Below are 17,743 nucleotides of genomic sequence, written 5' to 3' on the forward strand. Positions count from 1 at the left end.
AGGGCTCAGTCATGACATCGCAGGAGAGATGGCAGAGCCCCATTGCGCCCGGCATTTCGTGGTATCAGGCCACCTCGGGCGAGCGGCCGACCTATCCCGAAATGGACGGCTCGAAGACGTGCGACGTCGCCATCGTCGGCGGCGGCTACACCGGCCTTCAAGCCGCCTACAATCTCGCCACGTCAGGCGTCTCGGTGGTTCTCATCGAGGCGTGCCGGGTTGGCGACGGCGCCTCGGGCCGCAATGGTGGCCAGCTTGGTACCGGACAGCGCTGGTGGCCGGAAGAACTTGAGGAAAAGATCGGCTACGAACGCTCGCGCGCATTGTTCGATCTGGCCGAGGCAGCCAAGCACCATCTCATGGATTTCGCGACCGACCATCAGATCGACATGGAGTACATGCCGGGTCAGATGAACGTCGCGCACAAGGAGAGCTACAAGGCGGACTACTACGAAAATGCTGAAATCGCGGCGATGCGCTACAATTATCCGCACATGCGCTTCATGGACAAAGCCGAAACCCAAGAGCGTCTCGGCTCAACGCGCTACTATTGCGGCGTTCGCGACACCGGCACTGGCCACATTCAGCCGCTCAAACTGCTGATCGGGCTCGCCCGCGTTGCAGCCAATGCCGGTGCACAGATTTACGAGATGACCAAGGCCTCGGCGATCCTTCATGGCAGCAACAAGGTGATAATCGAGACGTCGCGGGGCACGATTACTGCCGACAGGGCGCTGATCGCTTGCAATGGCTACATCGGCAATCTCGAGCCGGTGACGGCTAGCCATGTGATGCCCATCCGCTCCTTTATCGGGGCTACCGTGCCGCTCGATGGGCACCCGCAAGTGCTGTCAGGCGGAGAGTCCGTGGCCGACTCACGCTTCGTCGTGCGCTACTTCCGCAAATCCAAGGACGGCCGGCTGCTCTTTGGCGGTCGGGAGGCCTATACGGCCGACAATCCGCGCGACATAACGCAGCACATCCGCCGACAAATCGCCGAGATTTACCCGGCGCTTCGGGATATCGAGATTTCGCACGCCTGGGGAGGCTCGGTCGGCATCACCATGCCACGGCAACCGTTCGTGCGTGAGGTGATGCCTGGTGTGACGTCCATTGGCGGCTATTCCGGGCATGGCGTGATGCTGTCCAATTACTGTGGAAAGCTCTATGCTGACACGGTGCTCGGGCGATCGGCGGATTTGGAGCTTTTCAAATCGCTGGATATTCCGGCATTTCCGGGAGGCGCGGCCATGCGTGCGCCGCTGCTTTTCCTGGCGCTTTCCTGGTTTGCCTTGCGCGACAAGTTTTAGTCAGATTGCGGATTTCATCGCGCGGCAATTCGATCTAAAACCTCTTTCCGAGAGATTCATTGCATCGCACACTGGCTTTTTTAAATCGATTAGATTAAAGAGCCAATAACCCGTCTGATTGAGAGACATCCTCATGAGCAGCCAAACCATCCCCGTTGAACCCTTTGATTATGTCGTTTTCGGCGGCAGTGGCGACCTTGCAGAACGCAAGTTGCTGCCGGCCCTTTATCACCGGCAAGTCGAGGGTCAGTTCTCCGAGCCGACCCGCATCATCGGTGCGTCGCGTAGCCCGCTGACGAACGAGGAATATCGAAAGTTTGCCCAGGATGCCCTGAACGAACACCTCAAGAAGGGCGAATACAACGAAGCCGAAGTCACGAAGTTCCTGCAGCGCCTGTACTACGTACCAGTCGATGCGCGCTCGGATGCCGGCTGGGATCACCTCAAGAAGCTTCTGGACGAAGGCAAGGATCGCGTACGCGCCTTCTACCTCGCCGTCGCACCGGGCATTTTCGGCGACATTTCGCAGAAGATCCACGATCATAAGCTGATCACTAAGTCGACGCGCATCGTGGTCGAGAAGCCGATCGGTCGCGATCTCGCTTCCGCCCTGCAGCTGAACGACACCATCGGCAAGGTCTTCAAGGAAGAGCAGATCTTCCGCATCGACCACTACCTTGGCAAGGAAACGGTGCAGAACCTGATGGCGCTGCGCTTTGCCAACGCCCTCTACGAGCCGCTGTGGAACGCCAACCATATCGACCACGTGCAGATCACGGTCGCGGAGTCGGTCGGTCTCGAAGGCCGCGCCGGATATTACGACACCGCTGGGGCGCTGCGCGACATGGTGCAGAACCACATCATGCAGCTCGTCTGCCTGGTCGCGATGGAAGTCCCCTCCTCGATGGACTCCGAGGCCGTCCGCGACGAGAAGCTGAAAGTGCTGCGTGCATTGAAGCCGATCAACGCATCGAACGTCGAGACCAACACCGTACGTGGCCAATATCGTGCCGGCGCTTCCGGCAGCGGTCCGGTCAAGGGATACCTTGAAGAGCTCGAAGGCGGCGTTTCGAACACCGAGACCTTCGTGGCGATCAAGGCGGAGATCGGCAATTGGCGCTGGGCTGGCGTTCCCTTCTATATCAGAACCGGCAAGCGCCTTGCGGGTCGCATGTCGGAAATCGTCATCACTTTCAAGCCGATCCCGCACTCGGTCTTCGACCAGTCCGCCGGTCGTATCAACCAGAACCAGCTCATCATCCGCCTGCAGCCAGATGAAGGCGTCAAGCAGTCGCTGATGATCAAAGACCCCGGCCCGGGAGGCATGCGTCTGCGCAACGTGTCGCTCGATATGAGCTTCGCCGACGCCTTCCAGGTCCGTAACCCTGACGCTTACGAGCGCCTGCTGATGGACGTCATCCGCTCCAACCAGACGCTGTTCATGCGCCGCGACGAAGTCGAGGCCGCGTGGCAGTGGGTCGACCCGATCCTGAAGGGCTGGGAATCCACCGGCCAGAAAGTTCAGGGTTACACCGCCGGCACCTGGGGCCCCAGCCAGTCGATTGCGCTCATCGAGCGTGATGGCCGCACCTGGCACGACAACCTGTAGGATCAGAGACGATGGCAGCGACGATGCATGCTTTTGCCAATGGCGCGGAACTGGCTCGCAACCTAGCAGACAAAGTCGCTGCGTCGCTTTCCGCGGCAATCGACGAACGGGGAGCGGCAACCTTTGCCGTTTCCGGCGGCTCGACGCCGAAGCGCTTCTTCCAGGAGCTTTCGGCGCGCGATCTCAACTGGGCGAAGGTGACCATCACGCTCGTGGATGAACGCTTTGTTCCGGCCGACAACCCACGCTCGAACCATCTGCTGGTGGCCGAAAACCTTCTCCAGAACAAGGCCAAGGAAGCGAATTTCCTGCCGCTCTACCAGGCGGCAGCTTCGGTCGAGGACGCCGCAAAGCTCGCGACGAAGGCGACCGAAACAATCGGCAATCCCTTCGATGTTGCAATCCTCGGGATGGGTGGTGATGGCCACACCGCTTCGTTCTTCCCTGATGGCAGCAACCTCAATGCCGCTCTCGACCCGAAGACGCCGCGTGGTATCATCACCATGGAGGCTGAGGGCGCGGGTGAACCGCGGCTGACCTTCACCTTCTCCAGCCTCCAGGATGCAAAGCTGCTCGTGCTTCATATCGAAGGCGAGAGCAAAAAGGACGTCCTGGCGAAGGCGGAAGGCGCCGGCGACGAGGCAGAGATGCCGATCCGCGCCATTCTGCGGCGGGCAGCGAGCCCCGTCGAAATCTACTGGGCTCCATAAGCCTTCGGGCAGATAGCCGCGAACGAAAAACTGAAGAGCAAACAAGGCAGGATAACTCCCATGTCCGCTAATGCACGCATTTCTGCGATCACCGCCCGCATTGTCGAACGATCGAAGCCGACGCGCGGACTTTATCTGGAGCGCCTGCGCAATGCCGCCTCGAAGAGTGTGAGCCGCTCCGTTCTCGGATGCGCCAACCTCGCGCATGGCTTTGCGGTCTGTTCCCCCGCCGAGAAAGACGCTCTTGCGGGGGACCGCGTGCCCAATCTCGGCATCATCACCTCCTACAATGACATGCTCTCGGCGCATCAGCCGTTCGAGACCTATCCCGCGATTATCCGCGAGGCGGCAGCCGAGGCCGGCGGCATTGCACAGGTCGCAGGCGCTGTTCCCGCCATGTGCGACGGCGTCACCCAAGGTCAGCCGGGGATGGAGCTCTCGTTGTTTTCCCGCGACCTGATCGCCATGGCGGCCGGCGTTGGCCTCTCCCACAACATGTTCGATGCCGCTCTCTTCCTCGGCGTCTGCGACAAGATCGTGCCGGGTCTCGTCATCGCCGCCCTATCCTTCGGCCATCTGCCTGCGATCTTCGTTCCTGCCGGCCCGATGACGTCGGGGCTGCCGAACGACGAAAAGTCGCGCGTGCGCCAGCTCTATGCCGAAGGCAAGGTTGGCCGTGCCGAGTTGCTAGAGGCTGAATCGAAGTCGTATCACGGTCCGGGCACCTGCACCTTCTACGGTACGGCGAACTCGAACCAGATGCTGATGGAAATCATGGGCTTCCATATGCCTGGCTCCTCCTTCATCAATCCAGGCACGCCGCTGCGCGAGGCCTTCACGCGCGAAGCGGCCAAACGGGCGCTGGCGATCACCGCGCAGGGCAACGAATTCACGCCGGCCGGCGAGATGATCGACGAGCGCTCGGTCGTCAACGGTGTCGTCGGCCTGCATGCCACCGGCGGCTCGACGAACCACACGCTGCACCTCGTCGCCATGGCGCGGGCAGCCGGTATCCAGCTCACCTGGCAGGATATTGCCGAGCTCTCCGAGATCGTGCCGCTGTTGGCACGCGTCTATCCGAACGGCCTTGCCGACGTGAACCACTTCCACGCCGCCGGCGGCATGGGCTTCCTCATCAAGGAATTGCTCAAGCACGGCATGGTACATGATGACGTACGCACCGTCTTCGGACATGGCCTGCAGGCCTACACGATCGACCCCCGCCTCGGCGACGACGGCGCGATCGTGCGCGAACCCGCACCGGAAAAGAGTGTCGACCCGAAGGTGCTCGCCAATATCGAAACGCCCTTCCAGGCTAATGGCGGCCTGAAGATGCTTCGCGGCAATATCGGCAAGGCAGTCATCAAGATCTCGGCGGTCAAGCCGGACCGGCATGTCATCGAAGCACCGGCCGTTGTCTTCCATAGCCAGCAGGAGCTTCAGGACGCTTTCAAGGAAGGCAAGCTCAACAAGGACTTCATCGCCGTCGTGCGCTTCCAGGGACCGAAGGCGAACGGCATGCCGGAACTGCACAAGCTGACGCCGCCGCTCGGCGTGCTGCAGGATCGCGGCTTCCGCGTCGCGCTGCTGACAGATGGCCGCATGTCCGGCGCCTCCGGCAAAGTGCCGGCGGCGATCCACGTCACGCCCGAGGCTGTCGATGGCGGCCCGATCGCTCGCATCAAGGACGGCGATATCATCCGTCTCGACGCGATCGCCGGCACTTTGGAAGTTCTTGTCGACGCAGCTGATATGGCCGAGCGTGAGTCGGTGGTCGCCGATCTGTCGGAGAACGAATTCGGCATGGGCCGCGACCTGTTTGCGCCATTCCGCCGGGCGGTTGGCCCGTCGGATCGTGGTGCGAGTGTGCTCTTCCACTAGTCGGTAGCCAGCCATCAAACAACAAAGCCCGCGAGGAAGCTCGCGGGCTTTGTCTTTTGATGGTTTGAAAACTCAGGCGCGAATATCGAGAACGCGATCGCGGTGCGCCGGATGTGTGCTGTAGACGAAGATCTTGTTCAGTTCCTTGTCGTTCAGCATGCGCAGGAATCGGACTTCGATCGTGTTGTTCGCATTCACCCTCATCAGCATGCAGCCGACTTTGGTGATGCGCGCATCCGGAATATCGAGATAGAACTGCTTCGGAAGGGCGTATTGGGTGAGGAGCGCGAGAACCGCCGTGCTCTTGGAAATGCGAATGATGTCGCACCGCCGGGACGCCATGTGCATGACGCCTTTTTCCGTATATTCGATGCGCGCGGCGTTCCTCGTATCCTCCATTCTGAACCGCACTTCGCGGTCGTACATGAAGGATTCCTCTTTGTTCAGAAAGTGCTGCCCAAAGGGCATCGGATTGGATGGAGCCACCGCTCGTATTCCCCTCAATACTCAATGAGGAAATACTAGCGGGCGATGCTTAACAGAAGGTGAGAGCAGTTTCGATATCGAGTACTGTCCACAGCGAACGGCGGGGCGTGTCTCAGCAAATAATATTGTTTTCGATCAGATACATAAAAAGCCCGGCAGCGCTTGCTGACCCCCGGGCTTCGCTTTTTGCTGCTCCCGTTTGGAGCAATTTTATTTACGATACGTACGGCCGTCCGCATCAAAGAGATGCAATTTGGAACGGTCGGCAGAGAAATGCATCTTCTGGCCCCTTTTGATGTCGTAAATGCCTGGCAGCTTGACGATGATCGGTTCGCCGCGGACAAGGCCCTCGATGTAGAGAAGCGTCACCTCACCGAGCGCCTCGACGATCGAGACTTCGCCTTCGAAAAGATAGTCGTCGCCCGCACCGGCGACACGCAGATCTTCAGGGCGGACGCCGAAGCTTGCCGTCTTGCCCTTCTCGGAAGCCGCTGTCGCAATATCCAGCGTGACGGACTTGCCGCCCGTCAGCGTCACCGTTGTCGTGTTGCCAGCTTCGGTGATGGTCGCAGGAATGACGTTCATCGCCGGAGAGCCGATGAACTTCGCGACGAAGAGGTTTGCCGGGCGCTCGTAGAGTTCCAGCGGCGCGCCTACCTGCTCGATGTTGCCTGCAGAAAGAACGACGATGCGGTCGGCAAGCGTCATCGCTTCGACCTGATCGTGGGTGACGTAGATCATTGTCGTGCCGGCCATCTGCTCGCTGAGGCGGGCAATCTCGATGCGGGTTGCGACACGAAGAGCTGCATCGAGGTTCGACAGCGGCTCGTCGAAGAGGAAGACTTTGGGGTTGCGGCAGATGGCGCGGCCGATGGCCACGCGCTGGCGCTGACCACCGGAGAGTGCCTTCGGCAGACGATCGAGATACTTGCCGAGCTGCAGGCTGTCGGCCGCAGCACGAACACGGCGATCGATCTCCTGCTTGCTTTCGCCGGCGATCTTCATGCCGAACGCCATGTTGTCGTAAACCGTCATGTGCGGATAGAGCGCGTAGGATTGGAACACCATGGCGATGCCGCGCTTCGACGGCGGCACATCGTTGACCAGTTGGCCATCGATATACATGTCACCGCCGGTGATGTTCTCCAGGCCGGCAATCATGCGCAACAGCGTGGATTTTCCGCAGCCCGAAGGACCGACGAACACAACGAACTCGCCCTCCTTGATCTCAAGATCGATCCCGTGAAGAACGTCCACGGAGCCGTAGGATTTGCGAATATCCTTGAGCGTCAGTCCAGTCATTAATTCCTCCTCCAGAATCGTCAGGCGAGACGAGCGAAATACGCTCCCCATGCCGGAATATCGATCTTCTCACCGTAGTTATTGCTGACGAAGCCGTGGCCCGTCAACGCCTGCCAGTCGCCGGCGGGCAAAACAGCTGCGCTTTCGGTAGCGCTCATGTTGAAGACACAAAGCAGCTTCTCGTTGCCGTATTCGCGCACGAAAATCAGCACGTCGTCCTGCGGTTCCATGAACTCGATCTCGCCCTTCGCAAAGGCGGGATGCTGCTTGCGGAAGGCGAGGAAGCGGCGATAGTGCTCGAGCACCGAGGTCTCATCGCCCTGCTGGACGCTGACTGCGCGCAGGATGTGTTCGACCGGGACCGGCAGCCATGGCTTGACGGTGGAGAAGCCACCCTGAGCAACCTGACTGTCCCAGACCATCGGCGTGCGGCAGCCGTCACGGCCCTTGAACTCCGGCCAGAACTGGATGCCGTACGGGTCCTGCAGGTCCTGGTAGGCAAGATCGGCTTCGGTGAGGCCGAGTTCCTCGCCCTGATAGAGGCAGACCGAGCCGCGCAACGTCAGCAGCAGGGACGCATACTGCTTGGCAAAGGCATCGTGGTCAGCGACCAGCGATCCCCAGCGGCTGACATGGCGCATGACATCGTGGTTGGAGAAAGCCCAGCAGGCCCAGCCATCCGGTGCAGCCGCAGCGAAGTCTTCCATGACCTCTTCAACCCGCTCGGGAGCCAGGGGATCGGGCGCAAGGAACTCGAAGGCATAACACATATGCATCTTGTCGTTGCCTGATGTGTATTCGCCGACGATCTCGAGACCGCGCTGACTGTCGCCCACCTCGCCGACGGCCGCAATCGCCGGAAACTCCTCGAGCACGGCGCGGAACCGCTTGAGAAACTCGAGGTTCTCCGGGCGGTTCTTGTCGTAGACGTGTTCCTGGAAGTTATAGGGATTGACCGCCGGAGCGGTGGACGCGTTGCGACGCTCAGGGGGCAGAGCCGGATTGTCGCGCAGTTCCCTATCATGGAAGTAGAAGTTGATCGTATCGAGACGGAAGCCGTCGACGCCGCGCTTCAGCCAGAAGCGCACCACATCCAGCAGCCGATCCTGAACCTCGGGATTGTGCAGGTTCATATCCGGTTGCGAGGTCAGGAAGTTATGCATGTAGTATTGCATGCGCGTCGGGTCCCACGCCCATGCGGACCCGCCGAAGATCGACAGCCAGTTGTTCGGCGGCGTGCCGTCCGGCTTGGCATCGGCCCAGACATACCAATCCGCCTTGGCGTTCGTCTTGCTCGTGCGGCTTTCGACGAACCAAGGATGCTGGTCCGAGCTGTGCGAGATGACGAGGTCGATCATCACGCGGATACCGAGGCGATGGGCTTCTGCTATCAGCGTGTCGAAATCCACCAGCGTGCCAAAAATCGGATCGACGTTTTCGTAGTCGGAAACGTCATAGCCGAAATCGCGCATCGGCGAGGTGAAGAACGGCGAGATCCAGATCGCGTCGGCGCCGAGGGCCGCGACATGCGGCAAACGGGCGGTGATGCCCTTCAGATCGCCGATGCCGTCGCCGTTCGAATCCTGGTAGGAGCGCGGGTAGATCTGATAGATCACCGCGCCCCGCCACCAGTCCTTGTCGGCCGTCAAAATGGATTGGGATGCCATGCTCATGTTTCCTGTTGGATGCTTTCTGGTTGCTAGCCGCCCTTGACCGAGCCCGCGAGCAGACCACGCACCAGATAGCGCTGCAAGCTAAAGAACACGAGCAACGGTACGACAATGGTGACGAAGGCCGATGCCGTCAGGATTTCCCAGTTGCCACCCCGCGAGCCGAGCAGTGCATTCAGGGCACCTGTCAGAACGAGGTGATCCCTGTCGGTTCCGAGGAAGACCATGGCGACGAGCAGGTCGTTCCACACCCACAGGAACTGGAAGATCGCGAAGGATGCGAGCGCCGGGAAGGACAAAGGCAGTACGATACGGGTAAAGATTTCGAAATCGCTGGCGCCGTCGACGCGGGCGGATTCGATGATCTCCTTCGGAAGGCCGGCGATATAGGCGCGCAGCAGGTAGATGGCGAGCGGCATGCCGAAGGCGGTGTGCGCAAACCAGATACCGGGATAGGTCTTCGACGGAGCGTCGAGCAGCGCGCCGATGCCGTTATAAAGCCTGAGAAGCGGGATCAGCGACATCTGCAGCGGCACGACGATCAGGCCGACGACGAGCGCGATCATCAGCGCGCGACCGGGGAATTCCATCCAGCTCAGCGCATAGGCGGCGAAGGCGGCAATGAGGATCGGGATGATCGTCGCCGGGATGGTCACGGTCAACGAGTTGATGAAGGATTGGCCAATCCCCTCGCTGGTCAAAACGTTCTTGTAGTTCTGCAGGGTGAATTCCGGCGGCGTGGCGACGGAAATGTAAACACGCCGGCCGCCATCATCCGGTCCAAAGGCGGCGTTCTTCATGTAGCGATAGTTACCATCGCTGGCGACGGTCAGCGAAAGGCCATCGCCAAGATCTGCCGTCTCGCCGGCCTTATAGGCAGATGGCTGCTGGACGCGCGTTCCGAAGGCCCGGATGGAACGGCCCTGCTGGCCCTCCAGCACATTGCCGGAAATGACGTAGACGGCTCCCTCCTGCGTCTGCTGGTCCGGCTGGCCAAGACGCGCCGCAACCGTCCGCGACGAGCCGGCAAAAGCCGTCCACCAGCCGGAGACGACGAGCTGGTCCTTGTCACGCAGCGCACTGACAAAGATGCCGAGTGTCGGGATCAGCCAAATGATGACGATGACAAGCACCGCGAAGTGAACGAAGAGGCGGGCGGGGCCGATCTTGAAGAAATCTCGGGTCAGCGTCATCTCAGTGGCCTCCCAGCTCGCGATTTGCACGGCGGACGTTCCAGACCATGATCGGCGTCACGGCGAGCATGATGATCAACGCGATAACAGCACTTCGGCCGGAATCGCCGCCTCCACGGAAGAGCCAGTTGAACATGAGGTTGGCGAGCACCATCGTATTCCATTGACCATTGGTCATGGTCAGCACGATATCGAAGACCTTGAGGACGAGGATCGTGATCGTCGTCCAGACAACGGCGATCGTGCCCCAGACCTGCGGCACCATGATGCGCCAGAAGATCTGCCAACCATTCGCGCCGTCGATGACGGCAGCCTCGATGGTTTCCTCCGGGATGCCGCGAAGTGCTGCGGACAGGATCACCATGGCGAAACCCGTCTGAATCCAGATCAGGATGATCATCAGGAAGAAGTTGTTCCAGAAGGGCACCGAGATCCACACCTGCGGCGTGCCGCCGAACAGCTGGACGATGGCGTTGAGCAAGCCGATCTGTACATCGTTGCCGCCACGATACTCGTAGATGAACTTCCAGATGACCGATGCGCCGACGAAGGAGATCGCCATCGGCATGAACACGATGCTCTTGGCGATATTGCCCCACCAGATGCGATCGGTCATGACGGCGATAACGAGGCCGAAGAAAGTGCAGGCCGCCGGCACGACAGCCAGCCACAAGATGTTATTGAAGATCGACTGGCGGAATTCGCGGTCGGTAAAGGCCCACTGGTAGTTCGCAAAGCCGACGAACTGTTCGCCGGAGCGGTCATAGAAAGACAGGATCAGCGTCGCGACCACAGGATAGACGAGATAGACGACAAGCAGCAAAAGGGCGGGCCCGATGAACAGCCACGGTCGGATCATTGCCCGGCGGTTCAGGTTACGCGCCGCGAAATGGATATCGCCATGCTTCACCGGCAGCGACCAATCCAAGATCTTGTTCGAGAAGTAGAAATAGGCCGAGCAGGCGAAGACCGCCACGACCACGACCCCTAAAGCGGAAACTATCTGCGACAGCATTCGTCCCTCCCCTGCGACCCGGTCTATCCTGACGGGTTTGCGCGCCGATGTCGTCACGCCGCCGTCGCTTTCGAAGCGACAGGCGACAGTGGCCGGACACTCCCAGTATCCGGCCATGCACTTCAATCATGCCGCCGCAAACGGCGGCATGGAACTCAGGCGTTGTTACTTGATGGCATCCCAGGCGCCCTGGATTTCCGTGGCGGTCTCTTCCGCGGACTTGCCACCGACGAAATCGACCATGCCGGTCCAGAACGCACCGGCACCGATCTTGCCAGGCATCAGGTCGGAGCCATCGAAGCGGAAGGTAGTCGCGGTCGTCAGGATCTCGCCTTCCTTTTTCATCTGCTCATTGGCGTAGGCGGCCGTGTTGACACCCTTGTACGGCGTCAGGAAGCTCGACTGCGCCATCCAGACTTCGTGTGCGATCGGCGTCTTCAGGAATTCGACGAAAGCACGAGCAGCCTTGGAGTCCTTGGTGATGGTGACGAGAGTACCCGCACCGAGAACCGGCTTGCCGAGGTCGGCATGCGCCGCATAGGTCGGCATGTAGAAGAAGTCGGCATCCTGACCGAGCTTCGTGCCTTCAGGGAAGAAGGACGGGATGAACGAAGCCTGATGGTGCAGGTAGCACTTCGGCGGCACCCCGAAGAGGCCCTTCGGGCTGTCGCGGAAGTCGGTTGCGGCTACAGCTGCAACACCGCCACTGACATACTTCTCGTTCTTGGCGAAGGAACCGAATTCCTCGATCGCAGCCACCACGGCAGGATCCGTGAACTTCACTTCGTTGGTGGTCCACTTGTCGTAAACGTCAGGCTTCTGCTGGCGCAGCATGATGTCTTCAATCCAGTCCGTTGCCGGCCAACCGGTCGCACCACCTGAACCGAGACCGATGCACCACGGAACACCGCCGTCCTTGACGATCTGCTCCGTCAGGGCGTGCAGTTCTTCCATCGTCGTCGGGACCTTGTAGCCTGCTTCCTTGAAATTCTCGGGAACGTACCAGACCAGCGACTTCACGTCGGCCTTATACGGGAAGGCATAGAAGGCTTCCTTGCCGTCCTTGCCCTTGTAGGTGCCGTAGCCGACCCAGCTGTCGCCAGCGCCGTAATTGTCCTTGATCCACTTGGAGTTCTCTTCACCAAGCGGCGTCAGGAATCCCTTGCTGGCGAGATCGGCGAGAAGGCCCGGCTGCGGCAGAACGGCGATATTCGGCGGCGAACCTGCCTGCGTGTCAATGACGATCTGCTGTTCGTAGTTTTCCGAAGAGGAATATTTGGCGTCTACGCCGGTCGCTTCGGTGAAATAAGCAAGAATGCTGCGGAAGAAGGCTTCGTCTTCGCCGCGCCACGGCCCGAAGATCGTCATCTGCTCGCCCTTGAGATCGGCGTGAGCAGCCTTGAAATCGTCGTAGCTCTTCCAGTTGAACTTCGAATCCTGCCCAGGGGCAAACTTCAGATCGGCAGCAGATGCGGCACCGGCAGCAAGAAGCGCCGCCGCAGCAACGCCCATCAAAAACGTCTTTCTCATGTGATCAACCTCCCATCACAATCCCAACCGCACTTTTGAACCATTTTGACGCCGTTCCAAAGCGCTTTGACAAAAGCACTCATGTCACTTTCGGCGGAAAAGAGTCAAGCAATTTTGCGAAAAGCGTAAAAGATGCGGCCTTTTATATCACGGCTTCAGCGCCATATCTTGGGAATATGGAGCGATTTTCCTTGAGTCAAGCGGCACAATTGCTACATAATTAAAAGCGCTTTGGATGCCATTGGGAGCTGGCAGCCAGGGTAGGCGGAGGAAGCATAGCACGTGAATTTGAAACAGCTATCGGAATTGCTTGGCCTGTCGCAGACGACGGTAAGCCGTGCATTGAACGGCTATCCAGAGGTCAATGAAGCGACGCGCGAGCGCGTTCTGCAGGCGGTGAAGGAAACTGGCTACCGCCCGAACAAGGCGGCTCAGCGGCTTGCAACCGGCAAGGCCGGCTCGATCGGCCTTGTGATGCCGACGGCTCCCGACCACTATTCCGATGTGCACTTCGGCGAGTTCCTGACGGGCCTCGGCGAGGAGGCCGTCCGCCACGATTTTCATTTCGTGATCATGCCTGCCGATCCTAACGACGAAGTGGGCGCGCTGCGGCGGCTTGCGATCAGCGGCAATGTCGATGCGCTGTTTGTGGCCTATATGCGTGGCCACGATCCGCGGCTGCCAATGCTGAAGTCGCTCTCCATGCCCTTCCTCGTGCATGGTCGTTCCATCGGTTCTGAGCCGGACTACCCTTATCTCGATATCGATAACGAAGGCGCTTTCTACGATGCGACGCGCCTGCTGCTGCAACTCGGCCATACGCGCTTCGCCCTGCTCAACGGGCCGGAACATCTCGACTTCGCAATGCGCCGCAAGAACGGGATGATTGCCGCGCTTTCCGAGCGCGGATTGTCACTTCCGGACGATCACATGAGCCACACGACGATGACCGACGAGCTTGGCCAGACTGCAATGGAACGGTTTCTGCAGATGCCGGAGCGACCGACGGCGATCCTGTGTTCCAGTACGGTGCTGGCGCTCGGCGCAATCCGCGCCGTCAATCAGGCTGGTTTGAAGCTCGGGGAGGACGTCTCGCTAATCGCGCATGACGACGTCCTGCCGCATCTGAAGCCAGAGAACTTCTCCGTGCCGCTGACAACGACGCGATCGTCGCTGCGCGCCGCGGGCGTTCGCATTGCCCAGCGCCTCATCGGCACGATCAAGCAGGATGGGCCGTTTCCGGAGCAGGAACTCTGGAAGACCGAGCTGATCGTCAGGTCCTCGACGGGGCCTGTGCCGCGAGCGGATCAGAACTTGGGCGGGGTTTGACCAGCCGTGCGGTGCGCGGCGATGACGGTGTTGGCCATCAGCATCGCGATCGTCATCGGCCCTACCCCGCCGGGAACCGGCGTGATGACGGCAGCGACTTTCGCGGCTTCATCAAAGGCAACGTCGCCAACAAGACGGGTCTTGCCTTCACCCTTTTCCGGCGCGGGAATGCGGTTGATGCCGACATCGATGACGGTAGCGCCGGGCTTTACCCAATCGCTCTTGACCATCTCGGGGCGTCCGACTGCCGCAACCAGAATGTCCGCGTTGCGGCAGACGGAGGGCAGATCCTTTGTGCGCGAGTGAGCAATCGTCACCGTCGCATTGGCGTTCAGCAGCAATTGTGCCATCGGCTTGCCGAAGAGGTTCGAGCGGCCGATAACCACGGCATTCAAGCCAGAAAGATCTTCGCCGTGTGTCCGGCGCACAAAGACCATCGCGCCTGCCGGTGTGCAGGAGACCAAGCCTGTTTCGAGATCGCCGGTCGCAAGCTTACCGGCATTGACGACGTGGAGACCATCGACGTCCTTTTCCGGCAGGATCGATTGGATGATCGGCTCGGATTTCAGGTGCTTGGGCAGCGGTAGTTGCACGAGGATGCCGTGGATCGACAGATCGTCGTTCAGCGAAGCGACGAGCGCCGCCAACTCCTCCTGGGTCGTCTCGACCGGCAAGGTGTGCTGGACGGATTTGAACCCGCATTCCTTCGCCATCTTGCTCTTGGAATTGACGTAGGCATGGCTGGCCGGGTCATCGCCGACGATCACGACGGCGAGTCCCGTCTTGACGCCACTCTGCTTGTCCAGTGCCGATGTCGCCGCCTTTACCGTTTCGATGACGGAAGCTGCGACCTGTTTGCCATCAATCACTGTCGTCAAGACTGTCTCCTGCCCTTGCTTTCGCTCATTATAGCCGGTGGCGCTCAGCGCGATTTGCCTGTCCACGCCCTATCCTGCCTAAAATGGCAAATGCAAGAACAATCGTGTCGCAGCAAGGTCAGGACGTCGCCGACCGGGTATGCAGCCTCTGCCGCATAGCGGCGAGGTCCGCGCGGATGGCGGCCATGTCCTGTGAAGTCTCGACCGGAGCCGATGATGGAGTGACACTTGCCGGCTCTCGCGTAATTGTCCGCATTGATGGCTCTTTCCTTATCGGAACGGCCAAGATGGTACGCGCCTTTACTGAGAGAGTCGCGAGGCCGAAAGCAAGCCCAGCAAGAGCGCCGAGCAGCGGTGGAAGCCAGCCTTGATCGGCCGGCACCGCAGCGACCTGCACGGGTTTCAGCAGTTGCACGCCGCCAGCGCCAGGCACGGATCCTGTGGTAATCGCATCGTCAAGACGCGAGCGCGCCGCGCTCGCCTTGTCGCGGAGTTCGATGAGTTTGGCCAGGTCGACGCCCGTATCCTTGCTCTGCGCGATGAGCGCATTGCGGCGGTCACTCAGCTGCCGTTTGTCTGTAGTGGCTGACTTGATCTCATCATTCGCGTCGCGCACCAGGCGCGCCAGTTCGTCGCCGACTGCTGCCCTCACGCTGTCGACCTCCGCCTGCTGCGCCTGAAGCTGAGGATGACGGGGGCCGAGACTGACGGACAGTTGCGAAAGGGCGAGTTGCGCGGCCACATCCTTGTCGCGGCGCTCGACGAGTGTCGGCGACATGAGATCCGCATCCAGTGTGCCGGCCAACACATCGCCGACTTTCGCCGTTTTTAGCCGGCGCACCCTGTCCTGAGCGGTGACGATGCGTTGCTCGGCCGCCTTCACCGCCGCATCAACGCTTCCGATCTGCTGCCGCAGATCAGTGGCAACCTTGACGTTTCCTTCGCCGCTCTTCTGCGTAAAGGAGGAAAGTTCGAGCTGTGCGGCGTCAGCCGCGTTCTTCAGCGATCCGCCTTCGGCCACTGCGGTGGTGGCGCCTGCGCCTGTTAGGATTGAGGCAAGGTAGCCGGCGATCCGTGTGGATTTCGCCACACTCCCGGTCGTCACCTTGAAATCGACCGTGCCCGCATGTGTATCGGTCGCCGTTTGAATTGCGGAGGCGAGTGATGCCTCGGCGCGTGAAACAGGATCGGTGGCGGCGCCATCGGCCGCGATCAGGTCGAAAGTCACCGCAAGCGCATCGGAGGACGCCCCGGAAAACTCGGCATCGCGATCGAGCTTCAATGCCGCGACGGTTGCTGCGACCGTGTGAGAAGACAAAAGCGTCCGTTCGGCCGCTTTTGCCATTTCACTGCGACCTTGGCCGGTGCCTTGGATGCTAAGCCTGCCTTCGGCGCTATAGCGCGCCGGTTCCACCGGGATCAGAGTACCGCTCGCGGCGCCCAATGCACACATGAGACCAATCATGAAAAGGGGCTGCAAACGCCGCGCACCGACGGCAAGTGGCGCCTGATTGAGATTTGCGGCCGGACGCACCACCTCTGGCTCCGCCACCACTGGCTGTGGCTCAACCACTGCAAATTCTGCATCGTTTGCGGCTTCGAGCCTCTTGCCCAAGATCGTCTCGATGCGGCTGACGAGCGCCGGCGCATCAGCCTGCCTTGCTCTCTGCTGCTCAAGCGCGCGCTCGATCACGCCGAGCAGTTGTGCCTCGGCCGCCGGCAACGCAGCCGCCGCATTGGATCGGGCCGCGGCACGATCGTGCCGGGCGGCCGACCGATCGAAGGCTTGGCTTCTCTGATTACTGTCGTACATCGCCAGATCTCATGCGTATGAACGGTCGGACGCCCGCGATTGCGGATGGTTAACCAAGCCTAAATGTTCATGGCAAAGAAATGGTTAACTGGCGGCGCCTGATGCGATGCCGCTAGCATCTTACCTCGATCGACTCAGGATCCGTTTGCGGCGTGATCGGCGGTACTGGAGCACATAGTAGAGAAACGCTGCAAAGCCGAGGCCATACTGAAGGCCCAAGCGAGCCGGTTTCTGCGTCCGGAGATAGGAGCGTCCGAAGCCCAGCCTCCGCACAATCGTCGGCGGACGACGGGGAGCACCTGCGACGGCGGCGAACAAGTCACCGGCAACAAGAACGAGCCGGGCGTGATCAGCCCGGATATTCCTATGAACCCATTTCTCCTGAGACGGCGTCGTCGCCCCGACGATGAGTATGTCGGGTCGCTGCTGGTCGATCTCCTTGACGATCGCCGATCCCCCTTCGGTCCCGTCGAATCTGTCGGAAATGACGATGAATTCATGCCACGGAGCGTGCTGCCGGAATGTCGCGGCTGTCTTTCTGACGGCCACTGGGGTGCTGCCGACCAGGCCGATGCGCCGTGGTATTTCCATGAACGTCAGTAGCGCCGGCACAAAATCGGGAGCCTTCAGGCTGGCTGGGAACGGTGATCCGTGCGCCGCCTTCGATGCGATATCGAGTCCCTGGCCATCGGGGAGCAGCAGACTTTGCGCAAGAACGGCACGATATTCACTGTCGCGCAGCGTCATCAGCATATTGCGCGCGTTGACGAACGAGATCGTCGTCTGTCCGGCCGGTATCGACAGCAGTTCGTTGATGAACACCAGCGCGTCATCCCAGCCGAGATCGCAAACCGGCAGATCGAAAATCGCACGACGGGACGACAGAACCGCGAAATTCGCGATCAAGTTCATGCCGGTCTCCTGACGGTAGTGCTTCATGCCGCATGCATCCCGGAACAGATAATCAATCGCGCGGGCGATTGAGCATCGACCGAGCGCGTTCGCCTGGGAGCGTAT

14 protein-coding genes are annotated in these 17,743 nt (G+C 60.3%); 5 read left to right on the forward strand and 9 right to left on the reverse strand.

Annotated elements, in window-relative coordinates; genetic code table 11:
* Positions 1 to 11 precede the first annotated feature (11 nt).
* The 4 genes from FHT76_RS12330 to edd all read left to right on the forward strand — a co-directional run bounded on the left by FHT76_RS12330 (position 12) and on the right by edd (position 5,510).
* Positions 12 to 1,310: an FAD-binding oxidoreductase gene (locus FHT76_RS12330; protein WP_183860173.1), complete on the forward strand. Its 1,299-nt coding sequence runs from the start codon at positions 12 to 14 to the stop codon at positions 1,308 to 1,310.
* A gap of 133 nt (positions 1,311 to 1,443) precedes the next feature.
* Positions 1,444 to 2,919: a glucose-6-phosphate dehydrogenase gene (gene zwf / locus FHT76_RS12335; protein WP_183860174.1), complete on the forward strand. Its 1,476-nt coding sequence runs from the start codon at positions 1,444 to 1,446 to the stop codon at positions 2,917 to 2,919.
* Positions 2,920 to 2,930: 11 nt separating this feature from the next.
* Positions 2,931 to 3,629, forward strand: a complete 699-nt coding sequence (gene pgl, locus FHT76_RS12340; RefSeq protein WP_183860176.1) for a 6-phosphogluconolactonase — start codon at positions 2,931 to 2,933, stop codon at positions 3,627 to 3,629.
* 60 nt (positions 3,630 to 3,689) lie between these two features.
* On the forward strand, positions 3,690 to 5,510 hold the full coding sequence (edd, locus tag FHT76_RS12345) for a phosphogluconate dehydratase (protein WP_114711477.1): 1,821 nt from the start codon (positions 3,690 to 3,692) through the stop codon (positions 5,508 to 5,510).
* Positions 5,511 to 5,582: 72 nt separating this feature from the next.
* Here the strand turns inward: edd and FHT76_RS12350 are convergent, their stop codons facing one another.
* From FHT76_RS12350 to FHT76_RS12375, 6 genes are all read right to left on the reverse strand, one after another.
* Positions 5,583 to 5,936, reverse strand: a complete 354-nt coding sequence (locus FHT76_RS12350) for a hypothetical protein (RefSeq protein ID WP_040673934.1) — start codon at positions 5,934 to 5,936, stop codon at positions 5,583 to 5,585.
* Between the two features lie 270 nt (positions 5,937 to 6,206).
* Positions 6,207 to 7,298: an ABC transporter ATP-binding protein gene (locus FHT76_RS12355; protein ID WP_183752622.1), complete on the reverse strand. Its 1,092-nt coding sequence runs from the start codon at positions 7,296 to 7,298 to the stop codon at positions 6,207 to 6,209.
* Positions 7,299 to 7,318: 20 nt separating this feature from the next.
* Entirely contained in the window at positions 7,319 to 8,971 is a 1,653-nt protein-coding gene (locus tag FHT76_RS12360; protein WP_183860178.1) for an alpha-glucosidase family protein, read from the reverse strand.
* A 26-nt stretch (positions 8,972 to 8,997) separates the two neighbouring features.
* Entirely contained in the window at positions 8,998 to 10,161 is a 1,164-nt protein-coding gene (locus FHT76_RS12365) for a carbohydrate ABC transporter permease (RefSeq protein WP_114711471.1), read from the reverse strand.
* A gap of 1 nt (position 10,162) precedes the next feature.
* Complete coding sequence (locus tag FHT76_RS12370; protein WP_114711469.1) at positions 10,163 to 11,176, reverse strand: carbohydrate ABC transporter permease; 1,014 nt, start codon at positions 11,174 to 11,176, stop codon at positions 10,163 to 10,165.
* Positions 11,177 to 11,341: 165 nt separating this feature from the next.
* Entirely contained in the window at positions 11,342 to 12,706 is a 1,365-nt protein-coding gene (locus tag FHT76_RS12375) for an ABC transporter substrate-binding protein (protein ID WP_259126529.1), read from the reverse strand.
* A 282-nt stretch (positions 12,707 to 12,988) separates the two neighbouring features.
* On the opposite strand from FHT76_RS12375, the gene FHT76_RS12380 reads away from it, so the two are divergent.
* Positions 12,989 to 14,035, forward strand: a complete 1,047-nt coding sequence (locus FHT76_RS12380; RefSeq protein WP_016552794.1) for a LacI family DNA-binding transcriptional regulator — start codon at positions 12,989 to 12,991, stop codon at positions 14,033 to 14,035.
* On the opposite strand, the gene folD is transcribed toward FHT76_RS12380, so the two are convergent.
* The 3 genes from folD to FHT76_RS12395 form a co-directional block, all read right to left on the reverse strand.
* Entirely contained in the window at positions 14,014 to 14,913 is a 900-nt protein-coding gene (gene folD / locus FHT76_RS12385; protein ID WP_183860182.1) for a bifunctional methylenetetrahydrofolate dehydrogenase/methenyltetrahydrofolate cyclohydrolase FolD, read from the reverse strand. The two genes, FHT76_RS12380 and folD, sit on opposite strands and share 22 nt — an antisense overlap.
* Before the next feature lie 118 nt (positions 14,914 to 15,031).
* On the reverse strand, positions 15,032 to 16,726 hold the full coding sequence (locus tag FHT76_RS12390) for a succinoglycan biosynthesis protein (RefSeq protein WP_259185610.1): 1,695 nt from the start codon (positions 16,724 to 16,726) through the stop codon (positions 15,032 to 15,034).
* Positions 16,727 to 16,846: 120 nt separating this feature from the next.
* The gene (locus tag FHT76_RS12395) at positions 16,847 to 17,638 is read right to left on the reverse strand and encodes a WecB/TagA/CpsF family glycosyltransferase (protein ID WP_183860186.1); all 792 of its coding nucleotides are present in this window, start codon (positions 17,636 to 17,638) and stop codon (positions 16,847 to 16,849) included.
* Positions 17,639 to 17,743: the final 105 nt, after the last annotated feature.

It is taken from the genome of Rhizobium sp. BK176, assembly GCF_024808055.1.

What these genes read in the sequence shown, in the direction of transcription:
- FHT76_RS12330 (WP_183860173.1), top strand. Translation starts at nt 12, where the DNA reads ATGACATCGCAGGAGAGATGGCAGAGCCCCATTGCGCCCGGCATTTCG.
- zwf (WP_183860174.1), top strand. Translation starts at nt 1,444, where the DNA reads ATGAGCAGCCAAACCATCCCCGTTGAACCCTTTGATTATGTCGTTTTC.
- pgl (WP_183860176.1), top strand. Translation starts at nt 2,931, where the DNA reads ATGGCAGCGACGATGCATGCTTTTGCCAATGGCGCGGAACTGGCTCGC.
- edd (WP_114711477.1), top strand. Translation starts at nt 3,690, where the DNA reads ATGTCCGCTAATGCACGCATTTCTGCGATCACCGCCCGCATTGTCGAA.
- FHT76_RS12350 (WP_040673934.1), bottom strand. Translation starts at nt 5,936, where the DNA reads ATGTACGACCGCGAAGTGCGGTTCAGAATGGAGGATACGAGGAACGCC.
- FHT76_RS12355 (WP_183752622.1), bottom strand. Translation starts at nt 7,298, where the DNA reads ATGACTGGACTGACGCTCAAGGATATTCGCAAATCCTACGGCTCCGTG.
- FHT76_RS12360 (WP_183860178.1), bottom strand. Translation starts at nt 8,971, where the DNA reads ATGAGCATGGCATCCCAATCCATTTTGACGGCCGACAAGGACTGGTGG.
- FHT76_RS12365 (WP_114711471.1), bottom strand. Translation starts at nt 10,161, where the DNA reads ATGACGCTGACCCGAGATTTCTTCAAGATCGGCCCCGCCCGCCTCTTC.
- FHT76_RS12370 (WP_114711469.1), bottom strand. Translation starts at nt 11,176, where the DNA reads ATGCTGTCGCAGATAGTTTCCGCTTTAGGGGTCGTGGTCGTGGCGGTC.
- FHT76_RS12375 (WP_259126529.1), bottom strand. Translation starts at nt 12,706, where the DNA reads ATGAGAAAGACGTTTTTGATGGGCGTTGCTGCGGCGGCGCTTCTTGCT.
- FHT76_RS12390 (WP_259185610.1), bottom strand. Translation starts at nt 16,726, where the DNA reads ATGTACGACAGTAATCAGAGAAGCCAAGCCTTCGATCGGTCGGCCGCC.
- FHT76_RS12395 (WP_183860186.1), bottom strand. Translation starts at nt 17,638, where the DNA reads ATGAACTTGATCGCGAATTTCGCGGTTCTGTCGTCCCGTCGTGCGATT.